16 protein-coding genes and 1 riboswitch are annotated in these 14961 nt (G+C 37.0%); of the genes, 13 read left to right on the top strand and 3 right to left on the bottom strand.

Going from position 1 to position 14961, the window contains the following annotated elements:
- Window position 1: 1 nt before the first annotated feature.
- Window positions 2-1012: a type I glyceraldehyde-3-phosphate dehydrogenase gene (gap, locus tag IGK54_RS06420; RefSeq protein ID WP_002357638.1), complete on the bottom strand. Its 1011-nt coding sequence runs from the start codon at window positions 1010-1012 to the stop codon at window positions 2-4.
- A gap of 287 nt (window positions 1013-1299) precedes the next feature.
- Between gap and obgE the strand changes: the two genes are divergently transcribed.
- The 5 genes from obgE (at window position 1300) to IGK54_RS06445 (ending at window position 5663) form a co-directional block, all read left to right on the top strand.
- On the top strand, window positions 1300-2616 hold the full coding sequence (gene obgE / locus IGK54_RS06425; protein ID WP_002384537.1) for a GTPase ObgE: 1317 nt from the start codon (window positions 1300-1302) through the stop codon (window positions 2614-2616).
- Window positions 2617-2754: 138 nt separating this feature from the next.
- Window positions 2755-3057: a hypothetical protein gene (locus IGK54_RS06430; RefSeq protein ID WP_002357636.1), complete on the top strand. Its 303-nt coding sequence runs from the start codon at window positions 2755-2757 to the stop codon at window positions 3055-3057.
- 26 nt (window positions 3058-3083) lie between these two features.
- The gene (locus IGK54_RS06435) at window positions 3084-4382 is read left to right on the top strand and encodes a PTS sugar transporter subunit IIC (RefSeq protein WP_002363934.1); all 1299 of its coding nucleotides are present in this window, start codon (window positions 3084-3086) and stop codon (window positions 4380-4382) included.
- A gap of 218 nt (window positions 4383-4600) precedes the next feature.
- Window positions 4601-5146: a TetR/AcrR family transcriptional regulator gene (locus tag IGK54_RS06440; protein ID WP_185938077.1), complete on the top strand. Its 546-nt coding sequence runs from the start codon at window positions 4601-4603 to the stop codon at window positions 5144-5146.
- A 142-nt stretch (window positions 5147-5288) separates the two neighbouring features.
- Window positions 5289-5663 (top strand): YxeA family protein, encoded by a 375-nt coding sequence (locus tag IGK54_RS06445; RefSeq protein ID WP_002357632.1) that lies wholly within the window; start codon window positions 5289-5291, stop codon window positions 5661-5663.
- Between the two features lie 43 nt (window positions 5664-5706).
- On the opposite strand, the gene IGK54_RS06450 is transcribed toward IGK54_RS06445, so the two are convergent.
- Entirely contained in the window at window positions 5707-6456 is a 750-nt protein-coding gene (locus IGK54_RS06450; protein WP_002374887.1) for a peptidylprolyl isomerase, read from the bottom strand.
- A 181-nt stretch (window positions 6457-6637) separates the two neighbouring features.
- On the opposite strand from IGK54_RS06450, the gene IGK54_RS06455 reads away from it, so the two are divergent.
- From IGK54_RS06455 to IGK54_RS06490, 8 genes are all read left to right on the top strand, one after another.
- Window positions 6638-7729 (top strand): DUF871 domain-containing protein, encoded by a 1092-nt coding sequence (locus IGK54_RS06455; RefSeq protein WP_430603334.1) that lies wholly within the window; start codon window positions 6638-6640, stop codon window positions 7727-7729.
- A 193-nt stretch (window positions 7730-7922) separates the two neighbouring features.
- A complete protein-coding gene (locus tag IGK54_RS06460; RefSeq protein WP_002357629.1) occupies window positions 7923-8852 on the top strand; it encodes an alpha/beta hydrolase in 930 nt (309 codons plus the stop codon).
- Between the two features lie 168 nt (window positions 8853-9020).
- Complete coding sequence (xerD, locus tag IGK54_RS06465; protein WP_002360354.1) at window positions 9021-9911, top strand: site-specific tyrosine recombinase XerD; 891 nt, start codon at window positions 9021-9023, stop codon at window positions 9909-9911.
- A gap of 64 nt (window positions 9912-9975) precedes the next feature.
- Entirely contained in the window at window positions 9976-10770 is a 795-nt protein-coding gene (locus IGK54_RS06470; protein ID WP_002390627.1) for a segregation/condensation protein A, read from the top strand.
- Window positions 10767-11372 carry an SMC-Scp complex subunit ScpB gene (gene scpB, locus IGK54_RS06475; protein WP_002357625.1) on the top strand — a complete coding sequence of 202 codons (606 nt, stop codon included), beginning with the start codon at window positions 10767-10769 and terminating at the stop codon, window positions 11370-11372. The genes IGK54_RS06470 and scpB overlap by 4 nt, the downstream gene beginning before the upstream one ends.
- 3 nt (window positions 11373-11375) lie before the next feature.
- Window positions 11376-12092, top strand: coding sequence for a pseudouridine synthase (locus IGK54_RS06480; RefSeq protein WP_002357624.1), 717 nt, complete (start codon window positions 11376-11378; stop codon window positions 12090-12092).
- A 153-nt stretch (window positions 12093-12245) separates the two neighbouring features.
- Window positions 12246-12365, top strand: a riboswitch (FMN riboswitch).
- Between the two features lie 71 nt (window positions 12366-12436).
- Entirely contained in the window at window positions 12437-13102 is a 666-nt protein-coding gene (locus IGK54_RS06485; RefSeq protein WP_002382314.1) for an ECF transporter S component, read from the top strand.
- Between the two features lie 255 nt (window positions 13103-13357).
- On the top strand, window positions 13358-14689 hold the full coding sequence (locus tag IGK54_RS06490; RefSeq protein ID WP_161970579.1) for a zinc ribbon domain-containing protein: 1332 nt from the start codon (window positions 13358-13360) through the stop codon (window positions 14687-14689).
- A 22-nt stretch (window positions 14690-14711) separates the two neighbouring features.
- Here the strand turns inward: IGK54_RS06490 and IGK54_RS06495 are convergent, their stop codons facing one another.
- Window positions 14712-14930 (bottom strand): ferredoxin, encoded by a 219-nt coding sequence (locus IGK54_RS06495; protein WP_002357617.1) that lies wholly within the window; start codon window positions 14928-14930, stop codon window positions 14712-14714.
- Window positions 14931-14961: the final 31 nt, after the last annotated feature.

Genomic DNA, 14961 nt, shown 5'->3' on the forward strand with positions numbered 1-14961 from the left:
ATTATAAATTAGCGAATTTTTCCAATAAGCGAATCATTTGGCAAGTAAAACCATATTCATTGTCATACCAAGCCACAGTTTTCACTAATTGGAAATCGCCAGCTGTCGTTACTTCTGTTTGCGTTGGGTCAAAAATCGAACCTTCTGTCGTGCCGATTATGTCTCCAGAAACAATTTCACGATCATCATAACCGAAAGAAGGGTTATCAATGGTGTGTTTTTTCATTGCTTCATTTACTTGATCAGCTGTTACTTTTGTTTTTAAAATGCTAACTAATTCTGTTAAGGATCCATCCACAACGGGAACACGTTGGGCATGGCCTTGTAATTTTCCATTAAGTTCTGGAATAACTAAGCCAATTGCTTTAGCAGCACCAGTTGAATGGGGAATAGTATTGTCTGCAGCAGAGCGTGCCGCACGAAGATTTCCGCCACGAACAGGGCCATCTAATAGCATTTGTGTTGATGTGTAGGCATGGACAGTTGTCATGGTACCAACTTCAATACCAAATTCATTATTTAAGAAGTAAGCCATCGGTGCTAGACAGTTTGTCGTACATGAACCAGCAGAAATGATTTTATCGTTGGCATCAAGTGTATCATCATTGACGTTATAAACGATTGTTTTCATTGCGCCTGCAGGAGCAGAGATAACCACACGTTTCACACCTGCATCTAAATGAGCTTGTGCTTTTTCTTCAGAGGTATAAAAACCTGTACATTCAAGGACAATGTCTACTCCGTTTTCTTTAACCCAAGGGATTTTACTTGCATCTGGTTCTGCGTAGACACGGGTTTCTTCGCCGTCAACCACAATGCCATTTTCAGTGGCTGTCACGGTGCCAGGATAGGTGCCATGCGTAGAGTCAAATTGTAATAAGTGAGCCAACATTGTTGGGCTAGTCAAATCATTGATAGCCACAACTTCAATATCATCAGAAACTTCTTTTATTCGGCGAAAGGCTAAACGACCAATTCTTCCAAAACCGTTAATTCCTACTTTGACTGTCATAACAAAAATTCCTCCTTTAGATGTTTGTGTTTCTTTGGACCCTTGCTGAAAAAGTGATTTTCTTCAACTATCTATAGTATGAACCTCTAAAATTTTTTTGTCAAAAGACTGATAGCGAAGCGACAAAAAGAAAGCGAAAGATTCATGAGAAATTTTGCTTTTTCCAACGATAACTAACTAGAATTGCTAGACAAACGGTTGTTTTCCCGATACAATAATAAAGACTTTCGAATCACGCTTTTTGAGGTGATTAAAGATAGTAGAAGTAGAATAGGAGGACAAATTATATGTCCATGTTTTTAGATCAAGTGACGATTGATGTCAAAGCTGGTAAAGGCGGCGACGGAATGGTTGCTTTCCGTAGAGAAAAATATGTACCAGACGGGGGTCCCGCTGGTGGTGATGGCGGACGCGGTGGCGACGTTGTTTTAGTTGTTGAAGAAGGATTACGCACATTAATGGATTTCCGGTTTAATCGTCATTTTAAGGCGACACCTGGAGAAAATGGTATGAGTAAAGGAATGCACGGTCGTGGTTCAGAAGATTTACTTGTCAAAGTTCCACCAGGTACAACAGTTCGTGATGCAGAAACTGGAGCCTTAATTGGAGATTTAATTGAGAATGGTCAGACCTTAGTAGTAGCAAAAGGCGGACGCGGTGGTCGCGGGAATATTCGCTTTGCTTCCCCAAGAAATCCTGCACCAGAAATTGCCGAAAACGGCGAACCGGGTCAAGAACGTAAAATCGAATTAGAATTAAAAGTCTTAGCAGATGTTGGCTTAGTTGGGTTTCCTTCTGTAGGGAAATCAACGTTACTCTCTGTTATCTCGTCCGCTCGTCCGAAAATTGGTGCCTATCATTTTACGACGTTAGTTCCAAACTTAGGGATGGTGACTACTAGTGACGGTCGAAGCTTCGCTGCAGCAGATTTGCCAGGCTTAATTGAAGGAGCTTCTCAAGGTGTCGGCTTAGGAACACAGTTCTTACGCCACATTGAACGGACGCGTGTTATTTTACATGTCATTGATATGAGTGGCATGGAAGGACGCGATCCTTACGAAGATTATTTGGCAATCAATAAAGAATTGGCTTCACACAATTTACGTTTGATGGAGCGACCTCAAATTATTGTTGCCAATAAAATGGACATGCCTGAAGCAGAAGAGAATTTAGCGAAATTTAAAGAGCAACTTGCGAAGGAACGCACCGATGAGTATGCTGATGAGCTACCTATTTTCCCAATCTCTGGGGTTACTCGTAAAGGTATTGAACCTCTATTAAATGCAACAGCTGACTTGTTGGAAGTAACACCTGAATTCCCATTATATGAAGATGAAGTGGTAGAGGAAGAAACCGTTCGTTATGGCTTCCAACCAGAAGGTCCAGAATTTACGATTGATCGTGAACCAGATGCTTCATGGGTTTTATCTGGTGAAAAATTAGAAAAATTATTTGAAATGACGAATTTCGATCATGATGAAACAGTAATGCGTTTTGCACGTCAATTACGTGGTATGGGTGTCGATGAGGCATTACGAGCACGTGGCGCGAAAGATGGCGACATTGTTCGGATTGGTAATTTTGAATTTGAATTTGTCGAATAAGCATAAAACCAGTTCACTCAGTGAACTGGTTTTTTATTTTAAAATTAGTATTAAATCAGCGAATAGATTGAAATAATATTTTTAATAGCTTATAATTTTAAATGTAACAAAATAACAAACGAAAGGAGCGAAATTGAAATGGAAAACAATCAAGCAATGGTTCCTAAGTTTTCAGTTAAAAGTGCCGGTTTTCTTTTTAGTATGGGGCTCTTATGCGGTGTCCTGTTGCCGAGTGTTTTATTATGGACTTTCAATCTGCCGTTTAATATTGGTGCCATGATTTTTTTGCCTGTTGGGATTGCTTTTGCGTTAGCGTATAGTCATTATTTTATTGAAACGAAAACAGGTTTTTGTAAGCGTTTTATTTGGTTGTTTTTAATTTCTCTTATTTTATTAGAGCTTATCTCTTATTTATGGCTGATTAAAGGAGTTATTTTTTAAGAGAAAAACAGAGGAGAGTGTTATTTATGTTAGATAAACTGACTGTTTGGATTGAAAATCATCTAGCTGGACCAATGGCTAAAATTGCCAATCAGCGCCATTTACGTGCGGTGCGGGATGGGATTATTGCGACATTACCTTTAATTATTGTCGGTTCTTTTTTTCTAATTATTGCGTTTCCGCCGTTACCAGAATCTTGGGGCATTACTCAATTTTTAACAAGTAATGCTGCTACAATTTTACTGCCTTACCGAATGACAATGTACATTATGGCGTTATATGCGACTTTTGGCATTGGCGCTAGTTTAGCGAAATCATATAATCTTGATCAAGTCTCTGGAGGGATTTTGGCTACGATTGCTTTTTTATTAACATTAGTACCTGTGGCGATTCCTGAAGAAGCCAGTAAAGCAGCTGGCGTTTCTGGGTTTGTTTTACCAATGGCTAATTTGGGTGGTGCAGGGATGTTTGTCGGGATTGTGACGTCAATTATTGCTGTCGAAATCTATCGAGTGACAGATAAGTCTAAGTTCAAAATTACAATGCCTGATAACGTTCCACCTGCTGTTGCTCGTTCATTTGAATCGCTGACTCCGACGTTAATTGTCATGTTATTGATTGGTTCAATCACTTATTATTTAGGCTTTGATTGGCACACATTTGTAGGGAACTTAGTGGGACCACTAGTTCAAGCAGCGGACTCTTTATTGAGTGTCTTGCTGTTAGTCTTTTTAACCACATTTTTCTGGTTCTTTGGGATTCACGGCGCTTCAATCGTAGGATCGTTGGCGCGTCCTCTATGGCTACAACTATTAGAGGAAAACACGACTGCTAAAGCAGCTGGCGAAGCATTACCTCGGATTGCGGCAGAACCTTTTTACCAATGGTTTATTTGGATTGGTGGTGCTGGAGCCACAATTGGTTTAGCTATATTATTAGCCTTTCGGGCAAAATCAGAATATGGTTCAAAACTAGGAAAAGCTATTTTAGCACCGTCTATTTTTAATATTAATGAGCCAGTTATTTTCGGTGTACCGATTGTCTTAAATCCGATTTTAATGATTCCTTTTATCTTTGCACCAATGGTTTTAGCAACGATTGCTTGGTTTGCCACAAAATTAGGTTTAGTAAGTGAAGTTGTCTTTACCGCTCCTTGGACCTTACCAGGACCAATTGGCGCCTTTATGGCGACAGGCGGCGATTGGCGTGCTGCTGTTTTGAATATTGTTTTAATTCTAGTGGCCATTTTGATTTACTATCCGTTCTTTGTAGCTTATGATAAAAATGAGCTTGCCAAAGAACAAGGCAAACAAATAGAAGAATAAAGAGTGCAGCCGTTTAGTGTCCAGAACAAAAGGTGGTGACCTTTTGTTCTGGACCTATTTGTTTATAGGCGTTAAAAATTCTCAATTTTTTTGAAATGTATAGAAAATTTTGAGAAAAGAAACGCATAAAGAAGTGTAAAATATTATATATATAATGAAAATGGTTTTCTTTTGTGTGAACATAATAAAGTTATTGTTAACTAAAAGAGAAAAGGGGTATGAAAATGGTTAGAACGAAGGTATATACAAAGGAAAAAATCTTAAACGTAGCTGAAAAAATTTTAGTAGATAAAGGTTTTTCTAATTTAACTGCTAGAAATATTGCAGATACTATGGGGATTTCTACGCAGCCAATTTATTTAGAATTTGTCAACATGGACGATTTAAAACGAACCTTAATTAAATCGTTATTTCATCGTATGCAATTATTTTATAAAGCAGATGTCGGTGCCTCAGACCCAGTGATTGCATTGGGTCTGAACTTTATATTATTTGCCCAAAAACATCAAAAAATCTATACGGCGTTATTTATGAAAGCACATGGTTATGAAGAAGAATTGCAGCAAATGCTTCAAACTTTTTTTGAAGAGCATTTATTATTGGATAAAAAATATGTACAAATGGACAAAGGAAAATTTGTCGAATTATTTCCTAAAATGGTGGTAATCTATTTAGGTTTAGCCACAGCGGTTACAATGAAGACAATTGACTTAACTAAGAATCAAGAAATTCAATTATTAAGTCAATTGTTGATAGAAGAGTAGTGTTTTGTTATTTATTCAAAATAACAAAAATACGACATAAGTCTGAGAAAAAACTGGTCGTTGCGCCCGAGGAAGGATTGTTTAAATCTTGTTATACTTTGGAAGAAGTAACAGAGAATAATTACTCGGGAGGATTTATGTGATGAAATTTATTAAATTTTTAGTGGTGACAGCAATTGTTATTGGTGGTGGTTTATTTGGGGCCAAGTTTTACGCAGAAAAGAACTCTGGCGAATTAGCTGGTGTGTTAGATCAATTAAATCCATTGGTTAAAGAAGGAAATGTGTATGTTAAAACAAAGAAAGCCGATAGCGTTAATGGCTATGGAATTGCTAGTTATACGCAAGTAGCCGCAGATGAGGAAGGCAAAACGCGAGAAATAACTTTCACAGCGGACCATGAATTAAAAACAGATCATTATCTAAAAGTCTCAAATAAAGGGGCCCACATCAATACGTATGAAGAGGTCAATCAAGACCAAGTACCAGAAAAGGCATTACAAGCGATTCAAAAATAACAAAAAGTCAGAACGTATCTTCAGCATACGTTCTGACTTTTTGTTATTTTTTTGCTTCTTGAAGAATATTGATTTTTTCAATTTTAACATCGGTTTTTGGTTTATCGTTGGCACCAACTTCGACTTTGGCAATTTTATCGACAATATCCATTCCTTTGGTTACTTGACCGAAAACAGTATGTTTTTTATCAAGAGAAGGATAGCCGCCTTTTTTGTAAGCATCAATGATTGCTTTTGGATAATCATCATATAAAAGACCATCAGATTGATCATCTGTATTTTGGACAATAAAGAACTGACTGCCGTTAGTATTAGGTCCTGCATTCGCCATTGATAACGCGCCACGAATGTTATATAACTGGTTTGAAAATTCATCTTCAAATGGTTTATTCCAGATGCTGTTTCCGCCAGTTCCATCACCGCTAGGATCGCCACCTTGGATCATAAAGTTATTGATGACGCGGTGGAAAGTCAAGCCATCATAATAGCCATCTTTGGCATGTTTCATAAAGTTCTCAACAGTTTTTGGAGCCTGTTTAGGAAATAGTTTGATTTCAATATTTCCCATTGAAGTAACCATTTGGACTAAGTCTTGATCTTCGGCAACTTTGTCATCTAGTTGTGGTAAATCTAGTGAATTTAAGTCGACCGAATCCTTTGTTTTGCTTTCACTGGATTTAGCGACAGAATCACTCGTTGCGGTCGTGCCTTTATTATTGGTTGTGTTACAGCCTGCTAAAAGCAAGGTGAATGCTGCAACTGAAGCAACAGCAAGCATTTTCTTATGTTTCATCTGTTTTCCTCTTCCTTTCACACTGACAATTAGGTTCTTTTTTATCATAACAAAAGAGAAGATAACAAACCAGTGGAATTTTTATAAGATTTCCTATAGGAAAGGTGTAGACCACTTTTGTTTTTTTTGTTACAATGTAAGCAGATACATTATTATGTTTTACAATTTAGGAGGCAATCACATGGGAAAATTAGGTATTTCAATTTATCCAGAACGTTCAACATTTGAAAAGGACAAAGCATATTTGGATTTGGCTCATAAATACGGCTTTAAGCGTGTCTTTACTAGTTTATTGCAAATCAATGATGATCGGGAAAAGGTATTAGCAGAGTTTAAAAAAGTCGTAGATTACGCCAACCAATTAGGTATGGAAGTGATGGTCGATATTAATCCTGCATTGTTCGAACAATTAGGCATCTCTTATGATGATTTATCATTTTTCCATGATATGGGCGCTTACGGTATTCGTTTAGATCTTGGTTTTACTGGGCAAGAAGAGGCGAATATGACAAGAAACCCTTATGGCATTAAAATTGAAATTAATATGAGTTCAGGGACAAATTATGTAGATAATATTATGGCCTACTCACCAAATACAGAAAATTTACTAGGTTCACATAATTTCTATCCACATCGCTATACAGGCTTAGGCTATGATCATTTTGTTTATTGTTCAGAAAAATTTAGAAAATATAATTTAAATACGATGGCGTTTGTGAACTCACACGATGCTACATTTGGGCCATGGCCGACACAAGATGGGTTATGTTCTTTGGAAGACCACCGCGATTTAGAAATTGCAACGCAAGTTAAGCATTTAGTTTTAACAGGATTAATCGATGATATTTCTGTCGGAAATGCTTATGCCTCAGAAGCAGAATTAGCAGCAATGGCAGAAGCCTTTCATGCACCGTATCCTTCGATCAAAGTGGATACAGAACCAGAAATCACAGAAGATGAAAGAATTGCATTGTTCGATAACTTACACAGTTATCGTGGAGATCGTTCTGATTACGTTTTGCGTTCAACAATGACACGTGTTTACTATAAAGATCGTTCTTTCCCAGCTCATACAACGAGAGATATTGTTCGAGGCGATGTCTTGATTGACAACGTTGGCTATGGACAATACAAAGGGGAAACACAAATTGCTTTAAAAGAAATGAAAAATGATGGCCGTGTAAATGTGGTTGGTCGTATTTCTGATGACGAACGTTTCTTATTAGAATTTTTGAAACCATGGTCAAGTTTTAAACTTATTGAAAATAAATAATTTTTAGTTTCCTATAAATAGATAAGTGGAGCATAGCGTAAAAGGTAATATTTTTGTGCTATGCTTTTTTGTCGCAACAAAATTGTCCCATTGTAGTGGTAAAGAAAGATGGTTGAATCTTTGAATGGTGGTTGTCAAAAAAAGGGCGACAACTTATAATGAATCATACAATTTAAATAAAAGGAGTACGTAGATGAATCGATGGTTAAAAATTTTGATTGCGCTTATTGTAGTAATTGCAATTGGTTTAATTGCGGCAGGCTTATATTTTTATAATTATGCAGTAGTTCCAGGAAAGAAAGACTTTATAAATGAGAATACCCCAGGGTCAAAAGTGGTCCAGACACCTGAAGGCGCGTGGTTTAAAGATGACAAAAATCGACAAGAATGGTCAATTACTTCAGAAGATGGGCTACGTCTAAAGGCTATTTATTTACCAGCCGACAAGAAAAGTAATCGTACCGTTATTATGGCACATGGTTATATGGGTTCGGCAGAAACGATGTCTGTCTTTGCGAAAATGTATCATGATTGGGGCTACAATGTGTTAGCGCCAGATGCGCGTGGTCATGGGAAAAGTCAAGGAGATTATATTGGGTTCGGCTGGCCCGATCGTAAAGATTATGTCCAATGGATTGAGAAAGTTTTAACCGAAAATGGTCAGCAAGAACAAATCACTTTATATGGTGTCAGTATGGGTGCTGCCACAGTCATGATGACGAGCGGGGAAAAATTACCAGATAACGTGAAAGCCATTGTGGAAGATTGTGGCTATTCTACAGTCAATCAGGAGTTGCAATATCAATTGAAAGAGCTTTTCAATTTACCAAGTTTCCCATTAGTTAATGTTACTAGCGGGATTACGAAACTTAGAGCTGGCTATTTCTTTGGGGAAGCAAGCGCTGTTAAGCAATTGCAAAAGAATCATTTACCAATGCTCTTTATTCATGGTGAAAATGATACGTTTGTGCCGTTTAGTATGTTAGACGAAGTTTATAATGCAACCCAAGGACCTAAAGAAAAATATGTCGTGCCTGGAGCAGAGCATGCGAAAGCTTATAATAAAAACCCAGAAAAATATAAGGAAACAGTAGCTGCTTTTCTAGATAAATATATAAAATAACAAATTTATTCTTTACTAATAGTAGCAACAACAAAAGACTTGTTCTTAAGTTAACGACTTAGTGAACAAGTCTTTTGTTGTCAGTTGATTTTTTTTAATAAGTTGGAATTTACCCATGCAATCTAGGGCATAATCTGATAGGATAGTACTAGAAATGAGGGAAGGTTAATGGAAGAACAATTAGTCGATTATTTACACTATTTACAAATAGAGCGGGGCTTATCAAATAACACACGACGGAGTTACGAGCGAGATTTAAAAAAATACGTAGCCTTTTTACAAGAACAAGGCTTGCATTCTTGGGACGAAGTTGACCGTTACATGATTACAGAATTTTTGCAATCCCTTCACGAAGAACAGCAAGCTTCAGCAAGTGTGATTCGGATGATTTCTAGTTTGAGAGGATTTCATCAATTTTTACGTCAAGAACGCTTAAGCGAACATAATCCGATGCAACATATTGACTCCCCCAAGAAAGTTCAAAAATTGCCAAGTACATTATCTGTTGACGAAGTGACTCGATTAATTGAAACGCCTGATACAAGTAAACCACTAGGTATGCGGAATCGTGCTATTTTAGAAGTGATGTATGCAACGGGCCTGCGAGTTAGTGAACTAATTGAAATAAAATTAGGGGATCTGCATTTATCCATTGGTTTATTGCAAACAATCGGAAAAGGGGACAAAGAACGAATTATCCCTTTAGGCGATTATGCGATTCAATGGATTGAGCGCTATATGAACGAAGCCAGACCTCAATTGATTAAAAACCATCCGAATGAAACACACCTGTTCGTTAATCATCATGGCGAACCGTTATCTAGACAGGGCATTTGGAAAAATTTAAAACAGATTGTTCGAGAAGCCCAGATAGAGAAAAATATTACCCCGCATACATTACGGCATAGCTTTGCGACACATTTGTTGGAAAATGGCGCAGACCTTAGAATCGTACAAGAATTATTAGGACATGCAGATATCTCCACGACACAAATTTATACACATATTACCAAACAACGAATGGCAGATGTTTATAAGGAACATTTTCCTCGGGCTTAATTTGCGAGAATGCCCACAAACGAATAAATTTATGGTAAACTAGGAAGTCGAGAAAAGAAAGTAGGTGTCGTTTTTGCAAGAAATTAATTTAAAACTAGATGTCTTTGAAGGACCACTGGATCTTCTACTACATTTAATTCAAAAATTAGAAATCGATATCTATGACATTCCCATTACAGCAGTAACTGAACAATACATGTCTTATATTCATGCGATGCAAACCTTAGAGTTAGAAGTCGCTGGAGAATATCTAGTCATGGCTGCCACCTTAATGGCTATTAAAAGTCAGATGTTACTTCCAAAACAAGAGCTTGAAATCATTGATGATGAAGATTTTTTTGAAGAGGAAGACCCACGGGAAGCTTTAGTAGCTCAGTTATTGGAGTATCGGAAATTTAAATATGCAGCGACTGTTTTACATGAAAAAGAAGAAGAACGTAAACTCTATTATACAAAAGAACCAATGGATATGGATGATTATAAAGAGGAAGATACAACACTACCGCCTAATCAAATTAATACAATTGATTTATTTCTAGCCTTTCATGCCATGTTAGAAAAGAAAAAAAATCGCCAGCCTGTTGAAACAACTGTTGCTAGTGACGATGTTTCCATCGAAGAAAAAATCACCGCTATTTCAGAACGTATGCGTCAAGTACAGAAAGGGAAGGCAGTGTCGTTTGATTCTTTCTTCGATTCTTATTCCAAACAAGAAATTGTGACAACGTTCATGGCTCTTTTAGAATTAATGAAAACAGGCGTGATTTATGCTGAACAAGAGAATAATTATAGTGAAATTTTGTTATTTAATACAGAAACCCAGCAGGAAGATACAACAGAGGTGGAGGAAACACAGTGACATTAGTTAGTCAAATTGAAGCAATTTTATTTGTGGTTGGCGAAGAAGGAATTGGCTTGGAAGAGCTTGCGTACTTATTAGAGAAGTCAACAGCAAAAACCTATGAAGAATTAACGAAATTGAAAGAACATTATGCTTCTGACAATAAATCGGCGTTAAATATTTTAGAAGTCGGCAATCATTTTGTCTTAACAACGAAGAAAAAATATGCCTCATTACTAAAAAAATATGCGCAATCGCCTATGTCGAACGCCTTATCACAAGCGGCGCTAGAAACATTATCCATTATTGCTTATAAGCAACCAATTTCGCGTATTGAAATTGATGAAATTCGTGGCGTACAGACTTCTGGCTCTATCCAAAAGTTAGTTGCCCGTCAGTTGATAGAAGAAAAAGGCCGCGTCGATGGTCCTGGTAGAGCAATTTTGTATGGCACAACGAAGTATTTTATGGATTACTTTGGGTTGAAAAGTTTAGATGAATTACCAGATATCCAACAAATGGAAGATGAATTAGAAGAAGAACTACCAATGGATCTATTTTTTGATCGTTATCAAGAAACGAACCCAATGTCTGAAACAACAGAAGGCGAGGAAGCTTAAACAATGGAAAGATTACAAAAAGCAATTGCTCATGCTGGGGTGACTTCGCGTCGCAAAGCAGAGGAATTAATTGTCAAAGGTCGCGTAAAAGTCAATGGCCAAGTGGTCAAAGAATTAGGAACACAAGTAAGTAAACAAGATACCGTTGAAGTTGATGGTGTACCAATTTATCAAGAAGAATATGGTTATTATTTATTCTATAAACCAAGAGGGGTTATTTCTGCGGTGTCTGACGATAAAGGCCGTAAAGTAGTAACGGATTATTTTACAGATGTTACTGAGCGAATTTATCCAGTCGGTCGTCTGGATTATGATACTTCTGGGTTGTTACTTTTAACGAATGATGGAAGTTTTTCACAAAAATTAACCCATCCTAAACATGAAGTAGATAAAGTCTACGTAGCAAAAATTAAAGGTGTACCAACTAAACGAGATCTATTGCCATTAGCCAAAGGCATTCGCATTGATGGCAAACGCACAGCACCAGCCAATTTTCAAATTCTTTCAGCGGATATTAAAACAGGTAGCAGTGTCGTGGAATTAACGATTCATGAAGGACGTAATCATCAAGTGAAGAAAATGTTTCAAGCTGTTGGTTTCCCTGTTCAAAAATTAAAACGTGAACGTTATGGTGAGTTGACCTTACAAGGTTTGCGACCAGGACAATATCGTGATTTAACTAAAAAAGAAATCAGTCAATTATTAAATCAAGCTAAATAAGATAAAATGACTCGATCTCTTCGCGCTTATGGCGGAGGGATTGTTTTTTTTTTGAGAAACGAAACAATCAATGAAATTTAATAAAAAAGCTTAGTTAGTTGCATTCATTGTTCAAATCGGTTACACTAAGTAAGTAAAAAAATATAATACAAGGTTCGTCTTCAGGGGCAGGGTGTAATTCCCGACCGGTGGTTATAGTCCACGACTCGTTTTTAACGATTGAATTGGTGTAATTCCAATACCGACAGTATAGTCTGGATAAAGAAGATAGGGCTTATTTGAGACGCTTTTTCATCAGATAATCCTACTCTATTTTTCCCTGCAGAAAAATAGGGTTTTTTTGTATGACAAAGAAGCGAATCAAAAAGTTCGTTGAAGATGGGTCCTTAATTGGAGGATTTCAGATGAACAACAAGGTACAAAAAATGGTCAGCATTGCAATGTTGGCTGCAATCGGTACAGTATTACAATTTGTGGCATTTCCGATTATGCCGGCATTTAGTTTTTTGAAAATCGATTTTAGTGATATTCCGATTCTACTCGGAATGTTCTTGTACGGACCGTTAGCAGGAGTAATTACTGCTTTTGTTCGTTCGTTGCTACACCTGTTCTTAACCGGACTAGCACCGCAAAATATGGTGGGAGATTTCGCTAGCTTTTTAGCAAGTAGTATCTTCACCTTGCCAATTTTTTATTTCTTTGGTAAAAAGAAAAATATCCGTACAAATCGGATAGTGGGCTTAGTAAGTGGGATCTTAGCCTTGACAATTTTCATGAGTATTGCGAATTATTTTGTCATTACACCCATTTACTTACAATTATATGGTGTGACCACACAACAATTTTTAGGAACATCTTTAGCAAGCTATGTGGCGATTGGTATTGTGCCATTCAACCTTATTAAAGGCCTCTTAGTCAGTGGTGTTTTTCTAGTACTACATGCGAAGTTATTGCCATGGCTATCAAAAAAACAACATACTATTCAGAAAAAAACACCGTTAACAAAATAAATGATAAAAAACCTGCTGTTGAACAATGTTTGACAGCGGGTTTTTAAAATTTACGCCTAAAAGAAAAGAGGTTGTCATAATCTGTCATCATTCTGTTAAAAAATACTAAACCATCTGCATTGTAATTTTAACTTTCCCTTGGTATGATAGAAATCATCAAAGAAAGAGGAGTTTTCCTGAGTGAAAAAGTGTAAAAATTGTCGTCACGTGAATCGTGATACGGAGTCCTTTTGTGAAGAATGCGGCGCTCCGCTAATGAATGAATCAATGCATCAAGAGGAAAACCAAGCACAACCATCAATGAATAAAGGGAACGAATCTACTCCTCTCAGATCAAAAAGAAGCTGGATCTGGGTGTTTCTTTTTGTGTTCATCGTTCTTGGAGCGGGTAGCTATTTTCTCGGGACGCATTATTTTTCTAAGGAACAACAAATTTCTTATTTTATTGAAGCGATTGAGAATGGTGATGCCCAAGAATTAAGTAAAAAAATGAGGACGAACGAGTCTGAATTTCAAGTGAATCCGCAAAGCATTAAGCCTTTAATCACTTATTATCAAAAAAATCCAACTGAGCTAAAAAAATTAGAAAAAGCGCTATTAAAGGATAAAAAGCTACATGGTTTAACTATTCGTGAAACAAGTCAAACAGCATTTTTCTTTCACCGTTATCAATTCATTTTAACGCCTGTTTCTGTTCAGTTAACGACGAATCAGCGCGGTGTGACGCTGGCAATGAACGGGCGGGAAGTGGGCACTTCCGACTCAACCACTTATCAAAAGGAATTGGGCCCCTTAGCGCCAGGACAATATACTTTTACAGCCACAGTGAAAGATAGCACCGGCGAACCTGTTATCACAGAAGAGTATCGTTTATTAGAAGAGGAAAATTATATTTCTAGTATTCCTTTAGATTTTAAACGAATGAATTTTGTTGTGGAAAGCAATCTGCCAGACGCAGATATTTATATTAATGATCGGAAAGTTGGTACGCTAACGAATGGAAGCAAAACGATTGGCCCTTTGTTCTGGTCCAAAGGGATGACGATTCAACTTAAAAAGACGATTAATGGAGAAGAAATTCAAACATCAAAAGAAACGATTGGTGAAAATGATTTTGTCGAAGCGCTCTCCGATAATCCAACGCTACAATTGAATTTTCCGTTAGCTAGCGACTATGATGCCCGCAAAGCACTAGAAACCTTTTATCAAGCATTTGCCAAACAAGTGAAAAGTCATACGGATAGTACAGAATTTGCTAAAAAATATCTCGTTGGTGGGGAAAATAATCCTCAATTTCCTTCTTTTATAGAAGCACTTGAACGATTACGTGAAAAGAAATCGACCGATGTTTCACCAGATTTTGAAGTAACCATTAATACGCTACAATTGGATGGTAAAGAAAATTACCATGTCAATTATTATTTAGAAGCCAAAAATTCTAAAGCAAAAGAAAATGGTCTTCGTTATGAATGGATCAATGGCCTAAATGATCAAATTCATCTAGTCAAAGAACCGCTAAAAGAAGGACAATTACAGTTTGTTTCGATAGATGAGCAAACACTTGCTTGGCTCGAAAAAATACTCTAAGCAAAAATGAGTGCTAAATTATTTAGCACTCATTTTTGCTTATTTCTATTGCACGCGTGGGACATTTGCGGTACGCTTTTAACACATTCTCGCGTTCGTTTTCTGGAATAAATTGTTGTCGAGCATGCGGCTCGTCTTTAAAAAGGACAATCCCATGATCATCATAATCAAATATATTGGGCGCATAAACTTGACAAAGTCCACAAGCAATACATTTTTCAGGAACTAAACGTGATTGCATAAACAGTGACACATCCTATCTAAAAGAGGTT

Origin of the sequence: Enterococcus sp. DIV2384, assembly GCF_050534975.1 — a bacterium.
In the GTDB taxonomy this organism is placed as follows: Bacteria; Bacillota; Bacilli; order Lactobacillales; family Enterococcaceae; genus Enterococcus; species Enterococcus faecalis.